Source organism: Chryseobacterium contaminans, assembly GCF_001684955.1.
Lineage (GTDB): Bacteria > Bacteroidota > Bacteroidia > Flavobacteriales > Weeksellaceae > Chryseobacterium > Chryseobacterium contaminans.
This window is the reverse complement of sequence record NZ_MAYF01000311.1, coordinates 1-24,036: the sequence shown is the minus strand read 5'-3', so window position 1 is coordinate 24,036 and position 24,036 is coordinate 1. Positions and strand designations below refer to the sequence as shown.

Below are 24,036 nucleotides of genomic sequence, written 5' to 3'. Positions count from 1 at the left end.
GCGAAGTAATGATTGAGAATATTTCTATAAAGCCAACCGGACAGTTTGCTCTAGCCAAGAATAAACAGCAGCATTTTATTCTCTGTCAATATCAGCCTGCTAAAAAATTAGTATCGAAGCTTAATCTGAATACAAGAGAATATTCTGAGATGAATGTCACCGGACTGAATATTCCGGAAAACCACGTGCTGATCTATTTTGGAAAAAGCTTTTATCTTCATCAGTTTGATAACCCTTTACTTTATAAGATCAATATCGAAGGAAATACCTCTGTAGAGGCTCTTGACAATAAATATGATGATATAGATAAAAATACCACAAAAGTGAATACGGAAGTAGCCAAACTAAACCGGAGTGGATTAAAAATTGTAGGTAATTTTAATAAAATAGGCATTAACGCTAAACATAATCTGGTTTTTTCAGGATGTGAAATAAATAGTGTTTATGAGAACACCCTGAGTCTTTATAAAAACAGATTCGAGATCAGGATTTTTGCAGAACAGAATAAAAATAAATATACCTTCCCGGATGGCAGTGAAATCATCACAGATTCCCGTGGAATGCTGACATTCAGAAGCAGTAACAAAGGCATAGAAGAATTTTATATGCCCACTACAACATACGGATTTCTTGCCCTGGCTACCCAAACAGAATTCGGAGGGTCAGAATATTATCTTCCGGAACAAACCTTATTGAAGATAAGAACCATGGAAGAAATGTATGATCAATACTTAACGCCGTTTATAAGTCAGATTTTGGATTATGGAGCTTAGAATAAAACCTTTCCCGAAAAACAGCTATCCTAAAAAAGGACTTTTAATAAAAGGTTCTTCACCTTTGATATGGCTTCAGGAAATGGAAACACTGGGAATAAATCTGGATATGGTAAAATCCTATGCTGTTCCTGCTGCCAGTCCCAATGTGCTATACGGCTGCTTTCTTATATTCAACGATCATGCGCCCCAGGAAATTGGAAGAAATGCTTATTTCCAATGTGTAGATAATAAACTATTTATTCCCGAGAATACAACATTTTATCCAAAGTTTAATCCTGAAGATTGGGAGTCTGTAGATTCAGATTTTCTCATCATGCATCCTGAATTTGGATTGGTGAAATTATCAGAACAAATTGATTGGATCGAGCTGATCCAGGAGCCGGATAAAATAGAAGAAACCATCAAAAAACCATCGAATAGCGTTAAAATTCCACAAACCATTGAAAGCTATACGGTAGAAATGGATGATGAAAAAATGCTGGAAGCATTACAGAAACCTCAAACCGAAGAAGAATGGATGAACAACCTGCCGTTTGACCTGAAAAAAGTAATGGCGGGAAACAAAAAAGAAATTGAAAAATACTTAAAATACATAGAAAAATATCCTGAAAGAGCCATTGAATTAGGAGTTCCTTTAGATATCATGGGAACCTCTAGAGGAGATGGATTTGGAAAATTTACCTGGCTTGAAGGATTATTTGGCGGCGGAGCAAATGGTAAACAGGAAAGTACCGGTACCAGAAATTTCCGTAGAATATTCTGGGCTGTTATTGTAGCTGCTATTGTTTTTAAAATAGCCTTTCAGTCCAAAGAAGATCAGCCTCGGCAGGAAGAAGATAAAATATCTTCAGGAACCATCGTAACAGATGCTGTAAAAGCCCCTTCAGATATGATTGCCTTTCACTCCGGGGTTTCTGAAATTGATCAGAAAATAGACTCCATGTATTTTGGTGAAAGAAAAAGTCTGTCCAATGAACTGTTGAATGCCGGATTGCAGGAAAGTAAAACGGAAAAAGAAAAAGAAGAATATAAAAAGAAAGGCGGCAGGAATGTAGGAGAAATAGGGCATGATATTCAAAAGCTTAGCAATAAGGAGCAGAAAAGTAGAGATTCTCTTAAAATAGTTTATACCAAAAGGATAACCAGGCATATTCAGAAAAGAAGCGAAGTATTGAAACGCAAAATTTCAGATTCTTTAAAACAATATACCAAAGGAAAACCGGTAAATGGAGATGTTGTCAAGTATCTTTTAAAAAGAAAACAGGTACTAATGCAGGATTCTTTGGGAAAACTCTATGGAACCATTGATATGGCAGATATGACTTCTCCGTCAACCATCAAAGACTCAAAAGTAAAAGGAGTAGAATCTGGCAACAGTTCATTTAAAAAAGACACTCCTGTTTCAGATATTGTATATATGGTTATTCTGATGATTGCAGCAGTTGGGTTATATTCCTTCCTTTTTAAAAACAAATCGTTAAATCTGGGCGGAGATAATGTTCCGGCTTGGGTAAAATTGCTTTTGATTGCTATTCTGGTTGTGATGCTGGTGTATCTGTTTTATCCGTTGGTCAAAATGTTTGGGTACAACTGGTTCGTTTGGGTACTGGCTATTGGAGTCATGTTATTGTTGTACCGCTTGTTCAGAGATGATAAAACCATTTTAAAATCCGATGATGATGAATAAACAAAAATTTATAGATAAGTTCATGGCGGCCTTTGTACTCCTGGCCATGTTTAAAGTCATCGGAATTGTAGCTCAGCTTTTTCACGAGAGCTTTTGGAGTGTTGTCGGAACCTTGGCTATTTTTCTGATTGTAGCATTTATTATCCTTATGGTGATTGCTTCCTTAAAAGATAAAGAACAAAACAAACAGAATTCCAGAAGAGGTGGAGGCGGAGGAGGAAATTTCTATCTGGAAAACTCACTGTTTGACAGGATCAGGAGCAAGTACGAAGATCTGGCCCAAAAATATATTGAAGAAAAAGATTACAAAAAAGCAGCAAAAGTTTATATGAACCTGTTACAGGATTATTATAGAGGGGCAAAAACATTGGAAGATGGTGGATTTTATAATGAAGCAGCGGCGGTATACCTTAAAAAACTAAAAAATAAATCAGATGCAGCAAATTGTTACGAAAAGGCAAAGCAATATAAAAAAGCCATTGATCTGTACAAAGAAATGGAGCATAAAGAAAAAGTAGGCGATCTTTACAGAGAAATCAATGATGTGAAAAATGCTCATATCTATTACCAGATGGTTGCAGACGATTATACTGTCAATAATCAGATGGTAAAAGCTTCATTGGTGTACCGGAAGAAAATGGAAAAGCCGGAAGAAGCCCAAAAGGTATTATTAAAAGGTTGGGAAGAAGATAAAGATGCTTTCAACTGTCTGAATAACTACTTTGCCAATATCTTTGATGTTAAAAAACTGGAATCGGAAATACAGAATATGTATGAAAAAACTCCGGCTCACAAAAAGATCATTTATTTGGAAGCTATGAAATTCGAATTTAAAAAAGATCCTCAGTTACAGTATGTCACTAAAGAGATCGCATACAAGATCATTGCTGAAAAAGTAGAAAGCCGTTCAGAGATTGTCAACGAACTGAAGCATTTTAACCCTAACGATGAGGTGATCCTTAAAGATATTTCAAGGTTTAAAACCGGAAGAAATAAAATGTTTAAACATTAAATAAATAGGATACTAGGCTGGAAAACCAAAGTTAAATATTGATCGTTATTAAGTGAAATTTTAGATATATTTCTCTCAATAACTCCCGGTCTAAGGACCCTTTTTTCCCTGTTGAAAAACAATTTTTCATATCTTTGCGCCAGAAAATTATGACAATACAAAGAGCACATATCAATGCAGAACTATGCAAAAGCCCATCAATACTGGGATTATTTGCATATGATGAGATGATATGGAATGAGGCGAAATGTGCTGACTTTGGAAATTATTTACGATAACCTTGTAAAAAATTAATCAAAATATTGCAGAAACGTCTCGAAAAATCGAGACGTTTTTTGTTTTTTAGGTCAGAAATTATTTAGAATGAAAAAAAATAACCATAAACATGAAAAATTTTTAATCAACAATGCAACTTTAATACAATAAAATAGAGTGATAGACAAACCAATGAGAGACAGTCATTTAGGTAATTAAGATATCCGCAAAATATTGCGGACAGAAATCACTTATTCTAAATCTAAGTTGTAATTATTTGATTTTCAATGATTTAATTTGAAAATTTATTTGCGGATTCCAAAAATTCATATTTACTTTGCAACCGAAAATTGAAAGCAACAGTTTTCAGGATTCAACAAAAAATAATTTAAAAACAAAACAAAAATAAAATGAAACAATTACATAACATACTCAATCAACATTCAACAGGATTCGGACAAGAGCCGAGAGGAATGGTGTGTGCTTATGATAGTGAAATTGTGGATAAAAGGTGCTTATATACGTGGGTCAGCTAATGATCTCTCACGTCAGAATATAAACGAGCGCCTCCCAAAAAGAGGCGCTTTTTTTATGGTTTCTTTAGCTTATTTGGTAAAGCGCCGGTCTGTGGAACCGGAGAACAGGGTTCGATCCCCGGAGATACCCAAAGTATACAGTCTTATAGCTCAATTGGATAGAGCGTCGGTTTACGGCACCGAAGGTTGAAGGTTCGAGTCCTTCTGAGATTACAATGAAAGCGAATTGTGAAACTAAAATTGATAAGCAAAGCGCGAATCATTAAAAAACTAAAACAATCTCATAGCTCAAATGGTTAGAGCACCGGTCTTTTAAACCGGGGGTTGAAAGTTCAAATCTTTCTGGGATTACTTAAAACGGTTCCGTAGCTCAACTGGATAGAGCATGGGTTTTCTAAACCCAGGGTTAGAGGTTCGAATCCTCTCGGAACCACAACAAAAAGGTCTATTGAGGTAACGGTAACCTGCCCGACTGTCTCTTGGGTACCGCGAGTTCGATTCTCGCATAGACCGCAAAGATTCATAGAAAATTTTTGCTCCGGCTGTCTCCCGGAAAAAAATTGAAGTGAATCTGCAAAGCTGGAAAGATAACGGTGGTTGTTTACCCGTCTTGGACGCGGGAGGTCGCAAGTTCGAATCTTGCTTTCCAGACAGGATGATAAGTAATGAGCAAGAGTAATAAATAATAATAGATTGAAACGTAGTTTTCATCATTACTCATCACCAATTACTCATTACTGATAAAAACTCCGCGGGAATGGTGGAACGGTAGACACACTTGATTTAGGATCAAGGCACTGAGGGTTCGAATCCCTCTTCCCGTACAAAAGATTTTGTAGCTCAATGGTAGAGCGCTGGTCTGTTAAACCAGAAGTTGAAAGTTCGAGTCTTTCCAGAATCGCAGTAACTAAATGTTAATTGTTTCAGGAGAAAAGTAAAAGTTTGTCGAGAGCAGAAGATCTTTACACCAAAAACACGAAAAATACAGACAAACTTTTTTCTTTCTCAATCATCAACAGTTAGATGCTAAAATATGATGAATACAATTTTAGGTAAAATAAAGTCTGTTAAGCGCAGAAGTTCAAACAAAAATACAGACAGACTTTGTTTTTTGAATAATAGGCATTAAAAATTACTTATTACCCATTGCTTATTACTCATATTTAAAATCTGATGGTTCGCCGAAGTGGAAGAGTCGGGGCGGTCTGCAAAACCGTTGCGTAAGCTGAGTGGGTTTGAATCCCATAACCATCTCAATGTAAAGCTGAAAATGGGAATGTTAAAAAGACATTCATCAATAATAGCTGAAGAATATCCTTTATTAAGAAAAGAAAACGTCTGTCAAGCGCAGAAGATCTTTAAGCCAAAACACAAATACAGACAGGCTTTTCTTTTTTAATGATGAAAGAGCAATAAGTAATTAATAGCAGGAGAGTAGTTTTCATTACTCATTACCAATTATTCATTACTTATAATAAATCCGCTGATAATGTAATGGCAGCATGCAGGAAATGTACTCTTGTTGTTTAGGTTCGATTCCTAGTCAGTGGTCAAAGAGAAGAAAATATAAAATGCTCAATATAATTTTCTAAAGAAAGGCTTGTCAAGCGTAGAAGTTCTTTTTGTTAAGCAAATTTAAAGACAAGCTTATTCTTTTTTATAATGAATAATGAGCAATAAGTAATTAATAATAAAGAGTAATTGTCATCATTACTCATCATCAATTACTCATTACTTGTAAATAGGGAAGTACGCCGAAGTTGGAGAGTCGGGGCAGACTGTAAATCTGTTGCTTATTGCTGAGTAGGTTCGAATCCTACTACTTCCACAAAACATGAATGATAAATAAGAAGTAGTAATAAAGGTAGAAAAGCAGTTTTCACTATTACTCATCACCAATTACTCATTATTCATTATTCATAGAAACCGCTCTATTCGTCTAACGGTAAGGACGCCTGCCTTTCGAGCAGAAAACAAGGGTTCGATTCCCTTATAGAGTACTGGATGTGAATAACTAGTCAATACAGAATTGATAGAATACCATGAAAATTCAAATTGTAAAAAGTTGGCCAGTTACCATTCACACAAAATGAAGAAAAGAAAAAAGGTTGTCAAGAGCAGAAGATCTTTAGTCAATAAAAATACAGACAACCTTTTTTAATGAATAATGAGCAATTAGTAATTAGTAATTAGTAATTAGTAATTAGTAATAAAAGAGTAGTTTTCATTATTACTCATTACTCATAAAACAGGGAAGAGTGGTGTACTCGGTGTGCACGTTAGTCTGAAAAACTAAAGGTACAGGTTCAATTCCTGTCTGTTCCACAAAACATGATGAATAATGAGCAATAAGTAATGAATGATAGAAAAGCAGTTTTCATCATTACTCATTACCAATTACTTATTACTCATACATTTTAATCTGATTCATAGTGTAATTGGTCAGCACACAAGATTTTGATTCTTGGAGTTCAGGTTCGAGTCCTGATGAATTAACAGCATTTACTCTGATATTGTAATGGTAGCATCTCAGTCTCCAAAACTGATGGTACTGGTTCGAGTCCGGTTCGGAGTGCAGAAATTAATCATCAATAATCATTTATCAATTATAAATTAAACTATGTAGAAAAAATGGAAACGCAACAACAAATATGGCAGAATATGAATGGAAAAATGTTCCAACACTCTATCACACAGCTGGTAGAAGAAGCCATTATTCGCGAACAGGCAAACGGACATCGTCTGAAAGTATGTGTGGGATCAGACTCTCATGTATACGGAGAAGCTATTAATTATGCTACAGCAGTAGTATTGATTCGTGAGGGAAAAGGAGCGTTTACCTTTATCAGAAAAGAAAGAGAGATACAGACCATCAGTATTAAAGAGCGAATGCTGAACGAAGTCAACAAATCTGTTGAAATTGCTTATGCAATCTGTTCTGTATTGGAGACTTATGGAGTAGAAATGGAGGTACACGCAGACATTAATACCGACCCTGATTTTAAATCCAATGTCGCATTAAAAGATGCTATGGGATACATTCTGGGAATGGGATATGTGTTTAAAGCAAAACCTTTTGCCTTCGCAAGTTCCAATTGTGCTGATATGATGGTGTAATATAAGGTGGGAAGCTGGAAGTTTTTAACAGGATGATATGAACTTCCTGCATCCAGCCTAAAAATAAAAATTTAAATTAATAACCATGGAAATGACCAAAAGACTATTATTTCTGGATGATATAAGATATCCGATTGAGGCATATCATTATACCAAGCAGGATATTTTTCTCAGAAAAGACTGGCATATTGTTCGTAATTATGATCAGTGTGTCAGCAGAATCCTTGAAAAAGGACTTCCGGAAATGATTTCTTTTGATCATGACCTTGCAGATGAACATTATCTAAAACCGGACACTAAAGAATTTGTTGAAAAAACAGGCTATGACTGTGCAAAATGGCTGGTAGAATATTGTATGGATAACTATTTAGACTTACCGAAATTTTACTGCCACTCCATGAATCCCGTAGGAAAGGAGAATATAGAAAGCCTTTTAAAAAACTTTAAAAACTATTAAAAATGAAAAAGATAAGTACATTATTCAAAAAAGATATAAATAATTTAGGAAGAGTAATTAACGAAATTAATCCTGAAAACAATTGGGTTTTTGATGAAGCAGCTGTTGCAACACAAAAATTTGATGGTTCTGCCTGTGCAATTATTAATGGTAAATTATACAAAAGATATGATGCCAAAAAAGGTAAATCAGCTCCTGAAGGCGCAATTCCGTGCCAGGAAGCAGATATGATTACCGGCCATCATCCGCATTGGGTAGCATGCGATATTACTAAAAAAGAAGATCAGTACTTTTGGGAAGGCTTCAATACTTTGGCAGAACTGGGCAAGGTAGAAGATGGGACCTATGAGCTTATTGGTGAAAAAGTGCAAGGAAATCCTGAAAATATTAAAGGTCATCTGTTAGTAAAACATGGAAATAATATTCTTAGTTTAGAAAGTTTAGATTTTGAATCCATCAAAAACTTTTTGAGTAATCCTGAGAATAATATGGAAGGTATTGTTTTCCATCATATCACTGATAATCGTATGTGCAAGATCAGGAAATCTGATTTTGGTATCCGTAGAAAAGAAGTAAAATCAATTGTTTAAAAAAGTATAGTTTCGGTAAATTTTACCGGAACTTTTTTATGTATAAACTCAACCACAAACAAGGAGGTTTTTAGTCTCAGCTAAAGGTCTGAAAGCTCAGTTTAGACGACTAGTTTGTCATTCCGTAGGAATCTATACGGCTAAAGATTAAAAAGTGAAATTTAGATTCTTACAGAATGACAAAGAAACTGTTTTTGTGGTTTTAAAAAGAAAGAAAAAATGTTACAGGCAGAAATAAAAAGTCTTTTAAAAGAAGACATCAGTATATTAATAAAAGTTCCCAACTCAGCAAAGTATTATTTATGCGACTGTGGGGAAGCAAGCTTATTGACCGTTAAAGAAATACAGGCAATATCAGCCATATTCATCAGTCATACCCATATTGATCATTTTGCCAATTTTGATGGTATTTTCAGGCATCAGATTGGAAGTGGAGAAAAAGTGGTGATCTGCGGACCGAAAAATATTCATCAACAAATTGAAGCCAGATTAAAATCTTATACATGGAATTTGATCGCTGAAAATGCTATTGAATATGAGGTTTATGAAATTATTTCCAAAGAAGAAATCAATGTTTATACCCTTCGTCCGCCTTACTGGACTCAGGAGTTAATAAGAACTCAGAATTTCCTTTTTACAGATGAATATGTAGATGTTGATTTTGCGATTCTGGATCATAAAACAGATTCTATTGCGTACTTATTTAAAGAAAAAGATTCAGTGACTTTTCATGAAAATGCTTCTGATTTTAAGAAAGGAAAATGGATCAGCGAATTGAAAAAATCCTTTGAAAATACTGATGCAGACCAGGAAATTGAAATTGAAGGAACCTTGTATAAAGCATCAGACTTGTTCCATTTATTAACCAGAAATGAAGGGTATAAATTGGGAGTCATTATGGATCATGCGGTAGATGAAGACAATTATGAAAAGATAAAAGCTGTTTTCAGCCAGGCTGATAGGGTTTATATTGAAACCTTTTATAAGGATACGGATCAGGAATTTGCAAAGATCAACTATCACAGTTTTGCCTCTGCATCAGGAAAAATAATGAATGAATGTAAGGTGAAAGAAGCCATTCCGATTCATTTTTCAAGAAGGTATACTGAAACCGACCAACAGGAAATTGAAGCCGCTTTTTACAAAGCATTTAGAAATTAAAAAACTAAGATTCCACCCTTCACAATCACCTCAGTTGAAGACGTGAAAATTCCCCTCCAGTGGAAGGGTGGCAAAAATTCTTTGAATTTTTGCCGGGGTGGTTCAATAAACAAAAATTAAAAAAATGAAACCCAATATATTTTTTACAGCAGACCATCATTTTGGTCACGAAAATATTATAAAGTTCTCGGAAAGACCCTTTGAATCTCCGGAGCATATGAACAAAGAACTCATCAAAAGATGGAACGAGAGAGTCAATCCAGGAGACACAGTCTACCATTTAGGAGATTTTAGTCTTGGGAAGCCTGATTTTACAAAGGAAATCTTAGACCAGTTGAATGGAAATATCCATTTGATAAAAGGCAATCACGAAGGAGCGGCTTTAACCTATCCTAAACGATTTGCTTCCATCAGGGATTATCACGAACTGAAAATTGATGAACCGGATAATAGCAATGGAAAGCAAAAAATCATTCTCTTCCATTATGCCATGCGTACCTGGAATGGCTCGCACCGCGGAGTCTGGCAATTATACGGGCACTCACATGGAACGTTGCCGGATGATGAAATGGCGCTAAGCTTCGATGTTGGGGTAGACTGTCATAACTTTTACCCGATTTCCTACGAAGAAGTGAAGGAAATTATGAAAAAGAAAAAGTGGACACCGCCATTCGGTCCCCGAGAGTAATTGTATTTACTCTTATGAACACATTTTATTATAACCATGAAAACAACTAATCAAATCATAATTGTCGATTTGGAAGCTACCTGTTGGGAAAACGACAGGATTCCAATCGGGCAGAAAGTCGATATTATAGAAATGGGAATTTGCAAGCTGGATTTGATATCCAATACCATCTCCCAAAAACAAAGCATTTATGTCATTCCCGAAAGATCTGAAATCAACAGATTCTGTACGAATCTAACAGGAATTACACCGCAATTGATAAAAGAAAAAGGAATCTATTTTGAAGAAGCCTGCGAGAAGATCAGGGATGAATACAATCCTGAACTACTCACCTGGGCCGGCTATGGAAATTTCGATAGAGAGCAGATCATTGAACAAAGTGACTGGCTTGGAATAGAAAATCCTTTTTCAGGACAATATCTGAACGTGATGTATGAGTTCAAAAACCACTTCAGATTGCATAAATCTATGGGGTTAAAAAGAGCCCTGGATTATCTGAAAATGGATTTTGAGGGCCATCATCACAGCGGAGCAGACGATGCTTATAACACAGCCAAAATTCTCAATAAGATTTTGGAATAATCATTTGGGTGGAAGCAGGACATTCAGAAAAATAAAACACTTCCATCCTTTAATTTTAAATAAAAACAATGAAAACAACAGAAAATATACTCATTATAGACCTTGAGGCCACGTGCTGGGAAAACCGCCCGCCGAGAGGTCAGGAAAGTGAGATTATAGAAATCGGGGTTTGTATCATGAATGCAAAAACCGGTAAGATTTCCCAAAATGAAGGGATTTTAATAAAGCCCCAATATTCAAAAGTGAGCCCGTTTTGTACGGAACTTACTACCCTTACCCAAAATATGTTGGATAATGAGGGAATTATGCTGGATGATGCCTTTGATATTCTGAGAGCAGAATATGATTCAGAAGAACTGACCTGGGCAAGTTACGGAAACTATGACCTGAATATGCTTCAGAACCAGGCCCGAAGATTTTATCTGGATTACCCGTTAAGTGACGATCACATCAATGTTAAAACCTTATTTGGCCAGATCCATCCTACCGTAAGAAAAAGTGTAGGGATGCAGAGAGCACTGAATGAGCTTGGTTTTAAACTTGACGGCACCCATCACAGAGGAGTAGATGATGCCAGAAATATTGCAAAGATCCTGCACTGGTGTTTGCAGAATAATTAAAATACAAGATATAATAGATCCGGAGAGACTGTTCCACGTGTTCAGTCTCTTTTTTATGGATTATAGTGCTTTAGAAAAAGAGATTTTATTGAAGTAGAGAAAACTTTCTTTAAGGTTAATAATAATATCAGAGAAAGCCAAATCTGGACTACAAATACCTCTATAGCCATTTTATTAACTTAAAATTTTGTTAAAAAATTCACTTTTTAGGGATAATTTACTGCCTGTCAGTCAATTTTTTTTATTTTAGCCGGCAAGAGTGAAATTATGCTAATTGACGAAGAGTTTAAAACCATATATTTAAACTATAAAATCAAGGAAATCATTCCTTTTCTTAAGGAGCTTACACCAAAAGATAAGAAAGAAATTGCAGCCACTTTAAAGAAGCATATCAATAAAGAATGGGGGCATAATACAATATCTGTGTTGGCTGCTTTAGCGTGTAGTAAAACGAAGGATGAATATGAAAAGATGAGAACGGGATTTTACTCCATTCCGGTAGAACTTGTTGATGAACTTTTTGAAACCGATGTTCCTGATTGGATAGGGGGAAGTCACCAGTTTCTAGATGGGTTCGATTATCTTAAAGTACTGGAATGGGAGCAAAAAGGGTATCTTACACTGAATGATGATATGTGGGCGTCTATGCTTTCTTCATCATCAAGAAAAGAAGAAACATTGTTTAGCTATCCTGTAACTCTTGAATCTCATATCTGGTTCTTGTTTGAGCATGAATGCAATATTACATCCATTTACCGTGACAGAAACTGGAAAGATATATTGAAAAATCTTGTTCAGGAAAATAAAATAAACCGTTCAAGAGTACTGAAAGCAAGCCTTGCGGCTATTAATTTCAATTTTTCAAAAGAACATAATACTTGGTTCCTTGAGCTTTTTGCTTATCTGGAGCCTACTCCCAAAGAAATACTGGCATTACAGGATGAATTATTCATGATCTTTCATTCAACACAGCATTCATTATTTCCAGGATTATTAAAGATTATCAGTCCTGTCATTACAGAAAAAGATTTTAAAACTGAAGATTTTTTGCGGGCTACAGCATCTTTGATGACTCTTCCAACGAAGAATATTATCAATGCACTGCTTCAGGTACTGGAAAAAATAGCGAAAGACAATAAAAAATACCACGAAGCAGCATGCCTGTTTCTAATGCCGGTATTTCTGAATAAAGACAAAACACTTCAAACCAAAGCAGCAAAAATTATTGCTAAATATGGAGATCCGAAATCAGGAAAGGTTAGGGAGGAACTTACATTTTATACCGCTTCACTTCTGTCTGATGCTCAGGTTTTGCTTGATAAGTTTTTTGTAGAAAGCGAAGTTATTGTAAATAAAGAGGAACAAAGTTTTGAAGCAAGACCATGGCATATATCACAACCTATTGCTTCTATAGAAACCATAGACGATTTTATTTTTCTGGCTTCTCAGGTTTTTAATAACAATGAAACATATCATCTTGGTTTGTTTCTGGATGCGCTGATTAAATTCAACACAGCATTTGATGATGAACATTTTAATAAACTTGAACCTGTATTTAACGTAGCATTCAAAAGAAAAGATACAACAGGTTTTCAACATCTGCTGGCAACTTTTGTTATTAATTATGGCTTACTGAAGCAAAAAAATAAATTAAAAGTACTATCGGATGCTTATTTAGGATTTCCTGCACTTGAAAACTGGAGTGAAAAAAGAACTCCCTTTATTTTCAAAGCCTATCAGCAGCTTTTATTGGGTGTATTTGAATTTCTAAAAGAGAATAAACATCTTCCATTACTTTCCGTTCCGGAATATACGCCTTGCTGGATTACCATTACTACCCTTGTAGATAAATTAAAAATCTACCAACAACAAGGAGATAAACCTATTCCTTTTGATCTGGAAATAGCTTGGCTCAGGGTAGAAAAAATAAATCTGGAAAAAGGAAAGCAATACGCAAAAGAACAGCTTAATGAAGAATATTTTGATCTCCTGAAACCTGTTTTTGAACAGAATTATTTTAAAGATCATTATGAAAAAGAATTTCTTGATGGTAGTTTCGACTGGAAATTGGGTTACAAGAAAATATATAAATGGAATAGTACAGAAGAAATTCCCCAGTCATTAATATCTATAGAAAATAATACAGAACTACCTGAAAATGCTTCATTTTTGGATCATCTTTTTAATTCTTATCATACGATTTACCAAGATGATCTGATTCGGACTTTATATACAGCTCCTTATTTTTCCGGATCTTTGGCCGCGAGAAAATACAATGGCGATTTATCCTGCTCCACCTATCAGTATGATATAAAAGGAAATATAAAATTCCTTGATGCCTGGATGAAACTGAATCTCCCGTTTCAGCCCGCACATTATTTAGTGCTGTCTGCCGGGTTGTTTCATAAAGATAAAACATTCTCTGGTATAGCTTTTGAAGCCCTTATTAATAAGACTGTTTCAGAAGATTTTAATATTCAGGAACTGGGAATTATTATTGGGAAAAAGATCAATTTCGAATGGGCTCCTGTAAAAAGATTTACAGATGGGTTATCCGGATTTATCAATCTGAGTACCAGTCATAACCACGCCTTCGAGAAACTGCTGATATCCATTCTTACAGCAGTTGAAAAACCGGTTTTTAATCTTAAAAAGCTGTTAGAGCTTTATTATGAACTGCTGAATCAAAATAGAACCAGAATAGATGAGAAAGTGGCTGAAGTTCTTAAAGAATGGGAAAACGAAAATAACCTGAAAAAAATCATACATCAAATTAAAACACATGAAAGAAAGACTTTATGAGATCCTTAATGAGGAAAAAATACATGAGATTATCCCTTTTCTGAAACAGCTTACCGTAGAAGAAAAGAAAACATTAGTGCCTACGATAAAGAAAATGGATCGTGAGATCAACAAGATCATCATGACCAAAAATTCTTACCACACGGCAGGCTCTGCGAACCAGCACTCCATTATTGATATTGCATCATTTGTCTGTATGGATCAAAAGAACTTCGGTAAAAACTACTGGAGTCTTTTCAGAAATATGGAACAGGCAGAGCAGATACTGGAATGGGGATGTCCGGATTGGTTCTCCGATTTTATCAACGATTCTATTGATGCAGAGTTTACGGCTTTTAATTACAAACATATTCTGGGATGGACGGAAAAAGGCTATATCCAGCCTAAGCCAGAGTTACTGGGACATCATCTGTGTAATTACCCTGCTGACCTGGATCAGCATCCCGAAACGCTTAAAACCCACTTTTGGTACCTGTGTGAATATCCGTCAAAATCATTACCCTTTCAGAGAGAATGGTTTCCATTAGTACAAAAACTTGTCGCAGAGCAGAAAATTGAAAGAAAAAGATTCTTAAAGGAATGTCTTTTGGCTTCCAACAGAAACTTCAATAAAAATGTGACAGGCTGGTTTATGGATGCTTTTACAGCATTGAGACCAACAGAAAGTGAACTGATAGAACTTCAGGACGAATTAATGGCCGGGTTAACATCTGTGCAGTCAAAAGCGGTCAATACCATTCTTATACATTTGAAGAAAATAGTAGGAAATATTGCCTTCAAAAATGACGAATTTGCTCATTATCTTCCTAATCTTCTGAGCATGGAAGTGAAAACCGTAGTGATGGGCAGCCTTGCTTTAACAGAGAAAATTTTCCAACATAAAAAAGTTAATCCTGAGCTATTAGGGCTGGCCCTAACCTCTGCATTTGTAAGTAAAGATGATGGCATACAGTCAAAAGCAGCCAAAATTATCCTGAAATACATTCCGCCATCCGACGCGGTGAAAGAATCTCTTTCCCATTATTCAGAAAATATATTGACAAATGTGCGCTCTCTTTTAGAAACTTACATAGAGGATAAACAACAGGAACTGGAAGTTTTGGTTTCAGAAAAAATATTCCTGACCACGGAAGAAAATAAAGTTAAAGTGCTTGAGAGCTTTGAAGACCTGATGTTTTTTCTTCCTTTAGCTATAGAAGATCCGTACAGTCATCACTGTGATATAGCATTGTTAGGATTTGCCCGTTTTGCTAATGATGTGAATAAAGAATCTGTGAAACTGATAGAACCGGTGTTCATGAAAGCCTGTAAAACCATTGCTAAATGGGAAGTTCCATATTTAAACGTCCTATTGTGCAATGTCATCATTAATTACGGATTGAGTTTATTGGAAAAGTATCCGGTTCAGCTTAAAAACCTGACTAAAATATACGAGAAAACCAGTAATGAAGAGGCTGCAAGGGAAGCATACTCAAACTATTATAAAAAATTGGGGCCAATAACAGATGTTGGAGCCGGAAGTCCTGTTATGAAAGCTTTTAAAGAGCTTGGCATATATACTTATGAAAAAATAAAAGCAGGAGACAGTATTCCTTTGCTATTTGCCATTACTCATGCTCCCTGTTGGATCTCTCCGGTCACCTTAGTAGAAAGACTCGAAGTGTATCAGAGTAAAAATATTGAACCCCATCATTTGGATATGCAGCTGGCACTACAACGGTGTGCACTGGATAATATATCTGAAGCATTAGAGCTTGTTGAAAAAAAATTAAAAGGAGAATACAAAGACCTATTGCTTTTCTTCTTTGGGAAAAATGCTGAGCCGAAAGGAAAATTTGAACATCCTGCATGGTGGATGACAGCCGGAATTACACGTTCTCCAGGAACTGTTTTTAAAGAGTTCAGCGGTTTTGAATACAATACTATTCCTGCCGAATTTATTTCAGGAAGCTATCAGTGGAAAACCATTGATAGTAAAAAAAATTCATACTATCCGGCTGAACTGAACATTATGATCCCAAAATATCACTTTGAAAAAAGGAAAGACCCGTTGCTTCTTGAATATTTTATTGCTGAACCAAGAGAACTTTCAGAAACCATCGGGATGATGTGGTGTTTTCCGAACACCTTGGGTAATGCTTTGGCAAAAGTGATTAAAAGCTGTCTGTTTTATTCCGGTATTGCTGAAGTTTACGAAAGAAATATGGTGTTGAATACAGCGCAGGCTCTTTACCAGATTAAAAGGCCTTTGGATGAAATGGGATATTTGTTTTTAGGAACTATTTTCCTGGATGGAGATAAAATAATCCGTGGAACGGCTGCTGAAATCTGGCTCGAACACGTATCCCATAAGATGATAGATAATGCAAGGTTAGGAAAAGTGATCGGAATCCATGAAAAACTGGAGTGGGCTCCTGTAAAGAGATTTACTGATCTTATCCAGCATCAGATGCTGAATGTAAGTAAAAATCATAATAGTGCACTAGAAGAGCTAATTACCAATATCCTGCTTCAGATGGACAAGCCTGTTACCAACCTGAGAAAGCTGCTGGAAGTGTACCATGAAGTTTTGGCGCTCAATCATTCGGTAGCCAATAAAAAAGTAACTGAAAAACTCAATCACTGGAAAGAAAACTCTAGTCTTAAGAAAATTTGTAATCAGCTTCTAAAAAATTAAATGATGGAGGGTATGCTTACTTATAACTATTCAAGGTCGTCATCTTTCGTCAAGAAAGATACTCTTGAAGAACTGTTTCTTGCCCAATACAGTGAGATACAGAAAAAAACTGATGTTCCCTGTTTTTTCTGGGGAAATGTAAACCAGCCTTTTATATTGGCCCGTTGTCTCATTACCCTTTCCAATATTGTAAAATCCAGTTTCAGTTTATCACCTTTTCAGATGGCGCTTCTGAAAGATCCGATTGTCACTGCCGGAAATGAAAGACTTCGTTTTGAAGGTTTTTCTCATTGTGCCGGAGTTTATGCCCGTGTAGATGTTCTTCCGGACGGATTGCATGGAGAATTTCTGGAAAGCGGAACAACCAACGTAGACTTTAACCAGCCTATGATAACTGCTTTGGGAAGTATTCGCCCTAACGAAAAAATGATGCTTTCTGTAGGGGAAAAAGAAGTTGGACTGTACAGAGAAGAAAAAAAAATAGTGGAAAGAAAAGTTCCTTTACCTGCAAAATGGATCAAAGGTCTTGGAACTGTTCAGATTTATCTTTCAGAATCAGAAAAACAGCACACTTTTAATAAGATTCAAACCCAGCAGTTATTTAGGGGAATGCCGAAAGGAGTGGTGAAATCGGATTATTACCTTATTGTAAGGGGAAATAAACCCATGTTTTCTCCGGTAAAATCTGCCGATGCAGTTTGTATTGGAGGGCTTCACAGGCTTCGTTTGCTGGAACCTCTTCTCCCTTATATTGATTCTATGCAGGTTTTTTCACAATCCAATATGCAGTCTACAACCTGGCAGCTTTATATGGGAAATATAAGATTCAGTTTTTCCTTATCAAGAGAAAGCTGGCGAGGGTTTTCCGGAGAAGGAGCCATATTGAATAGCCTCACAGCTGAGATTTCAGACGAATGGATTGATGCCTTGGATAAATATGCTTACGCCAATCAGTCATTCAATGCAACCGTTCTCGCAGTGGAAGAAAGCCTTAGCTTGAACACAACAGCAAATCTGACAGCAAGACTTGCAGCGATGGGATTATTGGGCTATGATCTTGATGAAAACGAATTTTTCTACCGCAGGTTACCTTTTAAACTGAATCGTATTTTAGAACTGAATCCCCGTATGAAAAATGCTGAAAAGCTGATTGAAGGCGGAAAAGTGGAAATTTTAAATAACACTAAAGGAAGAACCGAAGCCAGAGTAGAAGGTAGTGGGGTGCATCATACAGTAATCCTCGAAGAAGAAAAAGAACGCTGTACCTGTGAATGGTTTAGTAAATATCAGGGCGAAAGAGGTCCATGTAAGCATGTCCTGGCAGTGAAGAAACTTGTTAATAATGAATTACAGATAATGTAACACAAACAGGTTACAAAATTTTTTATATGATATATTTAATCACGAAGTTAAAGTCTTTTTGCCACGGATGAATGAATCATAAAAGAATTGCTCATCCGTGGTTCTATAAATAATTAATTTTGTGCTTGTGCCATCCAATCTTCATAGGAAAGAACACCCAATTCTGGTTTTCCATCACCTTCAAGAACAGAAATAAATTCCAGCTGATTGCCATCCGGATCATTAAAATAAATAGCCAGTGCAGGCATCCATGCAAATACCATAGGCTCTACGTTTCCGTTTTTCAGAAAATTGTAAGGCTTTAAACTCTTATTCTCCAAAAACTTCACGGAATAATTCAGAATATCTTCTGTAGTACTGGTAAAAGCAAAATGTCTGGTCTGAAGGTTTTCTTTCTGTTCCCATAACCCAAGCATAAATTCCTTTTCATCACCAATCCATAGAAATGCGATAGGTCTTGTCTCATCTCTATGCGCCAATCTCAATCCCAGTACTTCAGTATAAAACTGAATAGCTTTTCCCAGATTGCTTACCTGGATATGGGTTTCATATAATCCTTTAATCATAGTTTAAATTTTAATACCATACAAAGCTAGAAAACATCAGTGTAAAGGCTTGATAATACCAATTTCTTTCATGAAAATGAATGATAGAAGGATTTTATGAGGATAAAAGATCTTGTTGTTAAACAACTATTAAGCATTCGGATATCAATATCAATAGGAGCGGGCTTTAGCCCGCTATCATTATAAACATTTATCCATTTGGCTTTAGCCAAAACTTAAGATAACCCTCTCAAAAATCTGCATCATCAGCCAAATCAGCGAGAGTTTTATCCTCATTTTCACGTTTTTTAAAAATAAAAACAAAAATTTTCCAAGAAAAATAACATACGCAAAAAGATTGCGTAATACTGTCTTTACTTTGCATCAGAATCAGAGAGGAAGCCGTAACTCTTCCTAGTGTTTAACTATAAAAAAACAGTAACTCATGAAATTTAACTTTCTAAAAAAAGAGAAAATAGTGGTAACCAACCACGAAGGTGCAAAAGCATATGTGATGACACCTGCAGAAGAATTGTACAGTGCTGTGGTTACAACAGGACTGTCGGATATTACCTATGAAAAAGGGACAGACAGACTAGAGAGAATACAGTCTCTGATCCAGGAAAACAATTCCGAATTTGTGGCAAAACTTGCTGTATATGCAAGAAAAGAGATGCATTTGCGTTCCATTCCATTGGTTTTGGCTACGGAATTAGCGAAAGAGGCATCTGGTACTGATCTGGTGAGCAGAACAGTAGATGGAGTGATCCAAAGAGCTGATGAAATCACTGAATTATTAGCATATTACCAGCTTGCCAATGAAAGAACAGAAACCAAAAAACTAAACAGGTTATCAAAACAGATCCAGAAAGGTTTGGTGAAATCCTTCAATAAATTTGATGAGTACCAATTCGCCAAATACAACAGAAAAGGAGAAGTAACCTTTAAAGATGCTTTGTTTCTGGTTCATCCAAAAGCAAAGGATGAAAACCAGCAGACCATTTTCAACAAGATTGTTGATGGTATATTAGAAACTCCTTATACATGGGAAGTGGAGCTTTCTGTATTGGGACAGAAGAGATTTGCAGATGAAACAGAAAGAAAACAAGCTTTCAAAAATAAATGGGAAGAACTGATCTTTAGCAATAAATTAGGTTATATGGCCATGTTGCGAAATCTGAGAAATATCCTTGAAGCAGGAGTATCTCCAGAGGCAATGAGTAAAGTATGTAATTATCTGTCAGATGAAAGAGTGGTAAAAAATTCAAAGCAGTTACCATTCCGGTTCCTGGCAGCGTACAGAGAGTTGAAAAACGTAGAGTCTCCATATCTGTCCTCTGTTTGGAATGCATTGGAAGAAGCTGTTTTAGCAAGTGCTCAAAACATCAAAGGTTTCGGATTCAATACTTCGGTGGTGATTGCGGCGGATGTTTCAGGTTCTATGCAGAAATCGGTTTCTCCAAGAAGTAAAATCCTGTTGTATGATATCGGTTTGCTGATGTCTATGATTCTACAGTCGCAATGCCAGAATGTAATTACCGGAATGTTCGGGGACCGATGGTTGAGAACTCCTATGCCTAAACAGGGAATTCTGAAAAATGTAGATGCCTTATACAAAAGAGAAGGTGAAGTAGGCTATTCAACCAATGGATATCTGGTGGTTGAAGATCTTATTAAAAGAAAAGAAATTGTAGATAAAGTAATGTTGTTCACAGATACCCAAATGTATGACAGCAGTGGAAAAGGAAACTCCTTTGAAGATACATGGAACAGGTATAAGATGATAGCTCCCAATGCTAAACTCTATATTTTTGATTTGGCAGGCTATGGCAGACAGCCCATTGATATCAGAAGAAATGATGTATACCTCATTGCAGGTTGGTCAGATAAGATTTTCGATGTATTGAATGCGTTGGAAGACCAGAAATCAGCTATAGAAATCATTGAAAAAGTAGTGCTGTAAAAGGCACTGCTTTCTATTGAAATGTAAAGTTCATTGGTAGTATTGAATGGGAGTTTATAAATCATTAGTATATTTAGGAGCTTATTCCCGCTTTCCGCTATATCTTTTTCGCCAGGCTGAGGCCACTCAGAAAAAGGATGTCACTGCAATCGGGGCTAGTAAATGAAGATATGTAGTATGATAGAGCTTATTAATACCATTGAGATTAATCCATTAAAATATACCAAAGAAGATTTTGAACTACCAGAAATTACTGATGATCCTGATCCTGAAGAATATTTTTTGAAGTTTACAGAGACAGCTTCCCGCCTTGCCCTCAATTTTAATGAAATTCAGAAAGGTTCTAATCTGGTCAATATTGAAAACATTGATGATGAAAGCTTAGAGACCATTGTAGCTGCAAAGCTCACTGAAGTAGAATTTTATGATCCTGACGAAAGAGGATTTGTTCTCTCTTTTGATGGCGGAATCGTAGTAAAAAAAGATGATGAGGTTCTTATTCAGCCAAGTTGCTGCGGAGATCTGGAAAATATAGAAAATTGGGAAAAAGTGTTGGAGAAGAGATCTTCCGGGTGGACAGAAATATGGATCGGGCATCCATGGATTTTCTATAAAAAAGAAAACGGAATCATTAGTTTTTCAGACTATACAGAAGCCAATATTAATGATTTGGAAGATGTGAAAACAAAATTTGAAGTAGAAGAAGAAGATTTTAAAGATGAATTAGACAAAATGATATACCAACAAGTCCGTTTTAAAAATAGGATTTCAGATATTTTGAAAAAAATGAATATTGAAAACGCTAAAAAAATTTCAGAATTCATGTCCGGGATTAAATAGAAAAAATAACTGCGTAAAAAGAATGCGTACTTAATATTTAATTTTGCAGTGTTAATAATACCGGTGTCGTAAGAAAGGCCTACTTCGATTCCAAAATGACAGAGCCTTTCGTCAAATTACCCGGTATAAACAAACCAATGCCGTCCGTAAGAGTTTCATCGTCAACTTCCAATTGAAACTAATTACTCTTACAATATATTGCTTGGTTTTATAAAAAAACAAACTGCGTAAAAAGAATGCGCAGTAGCCATATAAATTTGTAACATTAACTAATAACTATGAATAACTATAAACAAGATTTTAAAGAGGCTGTGTATTGAGGTTAATACTCAATACTGGTGAAAAAAAATAAAAAATTAAAACAAACCTTCGGAACCAATGAACATGAATTGATTGATTTTCCGAAGAAAATTTCCGGAGTACAGGTTTCCAGGCTCCAATACGGAAATGAATTGGGCTGTTCATATTGTTTTCCACACGGCTTAGAAGTAGTGAATGGAAAAGAAACCAAGCTTCAGCGAAACTGGAAGAAATACAGACAATCCCAATGGAAAAGCTAAAAGCAAGTGCCGTAAAACAGGATTACTTCGTGGGGTAACAGAGGTGCAGGTGCAAGTCCTGTTCTGCGGAAGCAGATCGTGTAAAGTAGTACGCTGTTAATATGAGTCTGTTTGACTGATTGCCTTGCTTTTTTCAAGTGTCGTTCAGGAATCATACTTCGACCACATCATCCGGTTGCAGGTTCAACTCCTGTCATTCTTGTTGTAAACGGAATGTAGCTCAAAAATAGGATAGAGCAGATGAAATGAAAGGATTCCGTCTTTGTAACCTTGATTATAAGAGTGCCGTAGAAAAGGCTTACTTCGGTTTATTTGGTTCGATTCCAGAACAGGTCATGAAAATGATCTGGAAGTCTTTTCGATCTTTTTGCCTCTTTTTTTTAAAACAAACAAGTGCCGTAAAATAGTGCTACTTCATTCATAACGACGGGGACACAGGTTCAAATCCTGTCTCTTCCACTACAAAAATAGGAAGAGTAGCTCAGCTGGTTAGAGCACGACATCACTATTTGCCTGTTGCCTTGTTATAATAATATGAAGCCGATAAATTATTTATCGGCTTTTTTCATAGTTTGTTCCAGCTCCTCCTCAAACATCAGTTTCCATTTTGAAAGAGTAGTTCTGCTGATCTTATATTTTTTAGACATATAACTGGTAGAATGCCCATGCTTCTTTTGGTACTCAAGAAGTTTAAGCATTGTTTTCTTATCATAGGTCTTCAGTTTCTGATTGTTTCTCTGGCTTTCTCTTGAAGGCTTGAAAAGTCTTTCATTGAACTTCAGGACATCTTCACTTGTATCCAGTTTTCCAAGTAGTTCCTTTATTTTAGGATCTTTTAGCTTATCCGGATATTCCATCTTAAGCATATCCTGATAGATCTTTTTATAATTGGGACGCATTTTTATCAGTTTATCCGTTAATTTCACTTTTCTGAAGCCATCTGTGAAGCGTACTTTTAGGAATGGAATATTCCTTAATGACTTCGCTTTGGGTCATTTCTCCTGAAAGAATCCTTTTCATAATGAACTCTTTAATTTCCTGGGTATAAATGTTTTTTCTGAAATAAGGGATCTTGTCAGATTTTTGCTGATTTTTATTAGCTGCTGCCGGGGGAGCATATAAAATCAGATGGGAACTATAAAGTCTGAAAAAATCATATTCCAATAGCTTGCTCCATCTTAGTAGAAGATCCGCGTCTATTGATCTGCTGTTGTACATTCTTTCTACAGCATCTTCATCTCTGTCCAGGAATTTACATATCCTCTCCATTGTTATTTCATTCTCATCAACCCTCTCCTTAATAAACTTTCCAATATGGATCTCTTTGTATAACATTTTTACTTAATATTATCTATTTATTAAAATTTATGCATTAACAAACGCGAAATAGGAAATATATATTATTTGTTTACGAAATATACTTCATATAATTTTGAAAATGAAGAATCAGGCTTCTATTTAAAAATTCGAATACCTGCAATGAAACTATAAAAAGTCTTAGGAAATTGTTTAGGACAGCTTAATTTTAAAAGGATATATTTAATGTACCTTTAGGTATATGCATTATTTCCAATGGGTTTATTGTTCATCTTCTCTTTCAAACCTCTTTTTTCTTCCATTTGTGTAAATAATATATGACCTATTAAAGTTGTTTCATGCAATTCTATTTACGTTAAGCTTTTGTGTTGAAAGGTTGTAAGTATTTTGACAACCAGTTTTTTATGTTTAGAATATCTTGTTTAGTACCAAATAATCTGCTTAATTGCTTTCAAATTTAAACAAAAATTAAAAGCAAAGGCAGTAGAA

The 24,036-nt window shown here is 35.7% G+C and carries 18 protein-coding genes, 14 tRNA genes and 1 pseudogene; 30 read left to right on the top strand and 3 right to left on the bottom strand.

Annotated features, from left to right (window positions below; genetic code table 11):
• The 27 genes and pseudogenes from BBH99_RS15715 to BBH99_RS15595 form a co-directional block, all read left to right on the top strand.
• Positions 1 to 773: pseudogene (locus tag BBH99_RS15715) on the top strand (hypothetical protein); the annotation flags it as partial.
• Positions 763 to 2,463: a hypothetical protein gene (locus tag BBH99_RS15710; protein WP_066697790.1), complete on the top strand. Its 1,701-nt coding sequence runs from the start codon at positions 763 to 765 to the stop codon at positions 2,461 to 2,463. The pseudogene BBH99_RS15715 and the gene BBH99_RS15710, both read left to right, overlap by 11 nt.
• Entirely contained in the window at positions 2,456 to 3,475 is a 1,020-nt protein-coding gene (locus BBH99_RS15705; RefSeq protein ID WP_066697802.1) for a tetratricopeptide repeat protein, read from the top strand. The genes BBH99_RS15710 and BBH99_RS15705 overlap by 8 nt, the downstream gene beginning before the upstream one ends.
• An 854-nt stretch (positions 3,476 to 4,329) precedes the next feature.
• Positions 4,330 to 4,397 (top strand) — tRNA-His (locus BBH99_RS15695).
• Between the two features lie 8 nt (positions 4,398 to 4,405).
• Positions 4,406 to 4,479, top strand: a tRNA-Arg gene (locus tag BBH99_RS15690).
• Positions 4,480 to 4,543: 64 nt separating this feature from the next.
• A tRNA-Lys gene (locus tag BBH99_RS15685) sits at positions 4,544 to 4,617 on the top strand.
• A gap of 8 nt (positions 4,618 to 4,625) precedes the next feature.
• Positions 4,626 to 4,699 (top strand) — tRNA-Arg (locus BBH99_RS15680).
• A gap of 9 nt (positions 4,700 to 4,708) precedes the next feature.
• A tRNA-Asp gene (locus tag BBH99_RS22525) sits at positions 4,709 to 4,779 on the top strand.
• Positions 4,780 to 4,845: 66 nt separating this feature from the next.
• Positions 4,846 to 4,917 (top strand) — tRNA-Pro (locus tag BBH99_RS22520).
• 100 nt (positions 4,918 to 5,017) lie between these two features.
• Positions 5,018 to 5,090 (top strand) — tRNA-Leu (locus BBH99_RS15675).
• A gap of 5 nt (positions 5,091 to 5,095) precedes the next feature.
• Positions 5,096 to 5,167, top strand: a tRNA-Asn gene (locus tag BBH99_RS15670).
• Between the two features lie 271 nt (positions 5,168 to 5,438).
• Positions 5,439 to 5,520, top strand: a tRNA-Cys gene (locus tag BBH99_RS22515).
• Between the two features lie 491 nt (positions 5,521 to 6,011).
• Positions 6,012 to 6,094, top strand: a tRNA-Tyr gene (locus BBH99_RS15665).
• A gap of 100 nt (positions 6,095 to 6,194) precedes the next feature.
• Positions 6,195 to 6,266, top strand: a tRNA-Glu gene (locus BBH99_RS15660).
• Positions 6,267 to 6,518: 252 nt separating this feature from the next.
• Positions 6,519 to 6,591, top strand: a tRNA-Phe gene (locus BBH99_RS15655).
• 98 nt (positions 6,592 to 6,689) lie between these two features.
• A tRNA-Gln gene (locus BBH99_RS15650) sits at positions 6,690 to 6,762 on the top strand.
• Positions 6,763 to 6,770: 8 nt separating this feature from the next.
• A tRNA-Trp gene (locus BBH99_RS15645) sits at positions 6,771 to 6,841 on the top strand.
• A gap of 56 nt (positions 6,842 to 6,897) precedes the next feature.
• Positions 6,898 to 7,383 (top strand): ribonuclease H-like YkuK family protein, encoded by a 486-nt coding sequence (locus BBH99_RS15640; RefSeq protein ID WP_066697785.1) that lies wholly within the window; start codon positions 6,898 to 6,900, stop codon positions 7,381 to 7,383.
• An 85-nt stretch (positions 7,384 to 7,468) separates the two neighbouring features.
• Entirely contained in the window at positions 7,469 to 7,840 is a 372-nt protein-coding gene (locus BBH99_RS15635) for a cyclic-phosphate processing receiver domain-containing protein (protein ID WP_083188852.1), read from the top strand.
• A gap of 2 nt (positions 7,841 to 7,842) precedes the next feature.
• Positions 7,843 to 8,430, top strand: a complete 588-nt coding sequence (locus tag BBH99_RS15630; RefSeq protein ID WP_066697780.1) for an RNA ligase 1 family protein — start codon at positions 7,843 to 7,845, stop codon at positions 8,428 to 8,430.
• A gap of 219 nt (positions 8,431 to 8,649) precedes the next feature.
• The gene (locus BBH99_RS15625; protein ID WP_066697779.1) at positions 8,650 to 9,591 is read left to right on the top strand and encodes an MBL fold metallo-hydrolase; all 942 of its coding nucleotides are present in this window, start codon (positions 8,650 to 8,652) and stop codon (positions 9,589 to 9,591) included.
• A 124-nt stretch (positions 9,592 to 9,715) separates the two neighbouring features.
• Positions 9,716 to 10,279 carry a metallophosphoesterase family protein gene (locus BBH99_RS15620; RefSeq protein WP_066697776.1) on the top strand — a complete coding sequence of 188 codons (564 nt, stop codon included), beginning with the start codon at positions 9,716 to 9,718 and terminating at the stop codon, positions 10,277 to 10,279.
• A gap of 36 nt (positions 10,280 to 10,315) precedes the next feature.
• A complete protein-coding gene (locus tag BBH99_RS15615; RefSeq protein WP_066697773.1) occupies positions 10,316 to 10,861 on the top strand; it encodes a 3'-5' exonuclease in 546 nt (181 codons plus the stop codon).
• A gap of 68 nt (positions 10,862 to 10,929) precedes the next feature.
• The gene (locus BBH99_RS15610; RefSeq protein WP_066697771.1) at positions 10,930 to 11,481 is read left to right on the top strand and encodes a 3'-5' exonuclease; all 552 of its coding nucleotides are present in this window, start codon (positions 10,930 to 10,932) and stop codon (positions 11,479 to 11,481) included.
• Positions 11,482 to 11,748: 267 nt separating this feature from the next.
• Positions 11,749 to 14,283: a DUF6493 family protein gene (locus BBH99_RS15605; protein ID WP_066697769.1), complete on the top strand. Its 2,535-nt coding sequence runs from the start codon at positions 11,749 to 11,751 to the stop codon at positions 14,281 to 14,283.
• Positions 14,264 to 16,960 (top strand): DUF6493 family protein, encoded by a 2,697-nt coding sequence (locus tag BBH99_RS15600; protein WP_066697767.1) that lies wholly within the window; start codon positions 14,264 to 14,266, stop codon positions 16,958 to 16,960. The genes BBH99_RS15605 and BBH99_RS15600 overlap by 20 nt, the downstream gene beginning before the upstream one ends.
• Complete coding sequence (locus BBH99_RS15595; protein ID WP_228390823.1) at positions 16,961 to 18,322, top strand: SWIM zinc finger family protein; 1,362 nt, start codon at positions 16,961 to 16,963, stop codon at positions 18,320 to 18,322.
• 113 nt (positions 18,323 to 18,435) lie between these two features.
• Here the strand turns inward: BBH99_RS15595 and BBH99_RS15590 are convergent, their stop codons facing one another.
• A complete protein-coding gene (locus tag BBH99_RS15590; RefSeq protein ID WP_066697765.1) occupies positions 18,436 to 18,888 on the bottom strand; it encodes a VOC family protein in 453 nt (150 codons plus the stop codon).
• 424 nt (positions 18,889 to 19,312) lie between these two features.
• Here BBH99_RS15590 and BBH99_RS15585 point away from each other — a divergent pair, with 424 nt between their 5' ends.
• The 3 genes from BBH99_RS15585 to BBH99_RS15575 all read left to right on the top strand — a co-directional run bounded on the left by BBH99_RS15585 (position 19,313) and on the right by BBH99_RS15575 (position 22,230).
• Positions 19,313 to 20,830 (top strand): TROVE domain-containing protein, encoded by a 1,518-nt coding sequence (locus BBH99_RS15585; RefSeq protein ID WP_066697757.1) that lies wholly within the window; start codon positions 19,313 to 19,315, stop codon positions 20,828 to 20,830.
• A 177-nt stretch (positions 20,831 to 21,007) separates the two neighbouring features.
• Positions 21,008 to 21,670 carry a hypothetical protein gene (locus tag BBH99_RS15580; protein ID WP_083188851.1) on the top strand — a complete coding sequence of 221 codons (663 nt, stop codon included), beginning with the start codon at positions 21,008 to 21,010 and terminating at the stop codon, positions 21,668 to 21,670.
• A 338-nt stretch (positions 21,671 to 22,008) separates the two neighbouring features.
• Positions 22,009 to 22,230 (top strand): phosphate ABC transporter substrate-binding protein, encoded by a 222-nt coding sequence (locus BBH99_RS15575; protein ID WP_066697754.1) that lies wholly within the window; start codon positions 22,009 to 22,011, stop codon positions 22,228 to 22,230.
• 548 nt (positions 22,231 to 22,778) lie between these two features.
• Here BBH99_RS15575 and BBH99_RS15570 read toward each other — a convergent pair.
• The gene (locus BBH99_RS15570; protein WP_228390822.1) at positions 22,779 to 23,156 is read right to left on the bottom strand and encodes a helix-turn-helix domain-containing protein; all 378 of its coding nucleotides are present in this window, start codon (positions 23,154 to 23,156) and stop codon (positions 22,779 to 22,781) included.
• Positions 23,140 to 23,565, bottom strand: coding sequence for a helix-turn-helix domain-containing protein (locus BBH99_RS15565; protein ID WP_066697748.1), 426 nt, complete (start codon positions 23,563 to 23,565; stop codon positions 23,140 to 23,142). Before BBH99_RS15565 ends, BBH99_RS15570 begins: the two co-directional genes overlap by 17 nt.
• Positions 23,566 to 24,036 lie beyond the last annotated feature (471 nt).

Bases quoted from the DNA above. Each gene is read 5' to 3' on its own strand.
- BBH99_RS15710 (WP_066697790.1), top strand. From the start codon at position 763: ATGGAGCTTAGAATAAAACCTTTCCCGAAAAACAGCTATCCTAAAAAA.
- BBH99_RS15705 (WP_066697802.1), top strand. From the start codon at position 2,456: ATGAATAAACAAAAATTTATAGATAAGTTCATGGCGGCCTTTGTACTC.
- BBH99_RS15640 (WP_066697785.1), top strand. From the start codon at position 6,898: ATGGAAACGCAACAACAAATATGGCAGAATATGAATGGAAAAATGTTC.
- BBH99_RS15635 (WP_083188852.1), top strand. From the start codon at position 7,469: ATGGAAATGACCAAAAGACTATTATTTCTGGATGATATAAGATATCCG.
- BBH99_RS15630 (WP_066697780.1), top strand. From the start codon at position 7,843: ATGAAAAAGATAAGTACATTATTCAAAAAAGATATAAATAATTTAGGA.
- BBH99_RS15625 (WP_066697779.1), top strand. From the start codon at position 8,650: ATGTTACAGGCAGAAATAAAAAGTCTTTTAAAAGAAGACATCAGTATA.
- BBH99_RS15620 (WP_066697776.1), top strand. From the start codon at position 9,716: ATGAAACCCAATATATTTTTTACAGCAGACCATCATTTTGGTCACGAA.
- BBH99_RS15615 (WP_066697773.1), top strand. From the start codon at position 10,316: ATGAAAACAACTAATCAAATCATAATTGTCGATTTGGAAGCTACCTGT.
- BBH99_RS15610 (WP_066697771.1), top strand. From the start codon at position 10,930: ATGAAAACAACAGAAAATATACTCATTATAGACCTTGAGGCCACGTGC.
- BBH99_RS15605 (WP_066697769.1), top strand. From the start codon at position 11,749: ATGCTAATTGACGAAGAGTTTAAAACCATATATTTAAACTATAAAATC.
- BBH99_RS15600 (WP_066697767.1), top strand. From the start codon at position 14,264: ATGAAAGAAAGACTTTATGAGATCCTTAATGAGGAAAAAATACATGAG.
- BBH99_RS15595 (WP_228390823.1), top strand. From the start codon at position 16,961: ATGATGGAGGGTATGCTTACTTATAACTATTCAAGGTCGTCATCTTTC.
- BBH99_RS15590 (WP_066697765.1), bottom strand. From the start codon at position 18,888: ATGATTAAAGGATTATATGAAACCCATATCCAGGTAAGCAATCTGGGA.
- BBH99_RS15585 (WP_066697757.1), top strand. From the start codon at position 19,313: ATGAAATTTAACTTTCTAAAAAAAGAGAAAATAGTGGTAACCAACCAC.
- BBH99_RS15580 (WP_083188851.1), top strand. From the start codon at position 21,008: ATGATAGAGCTTATTAATACCATTGAGATTAATCCATTAAAATATACC.
- BBH99_RS15565 (WP_066697748.1), bottom strand. From the start codon at position 23,565: ATGTTATACAAAGAGATCCATATTGGAAAGTTTATTAAGGAGAGGGTT.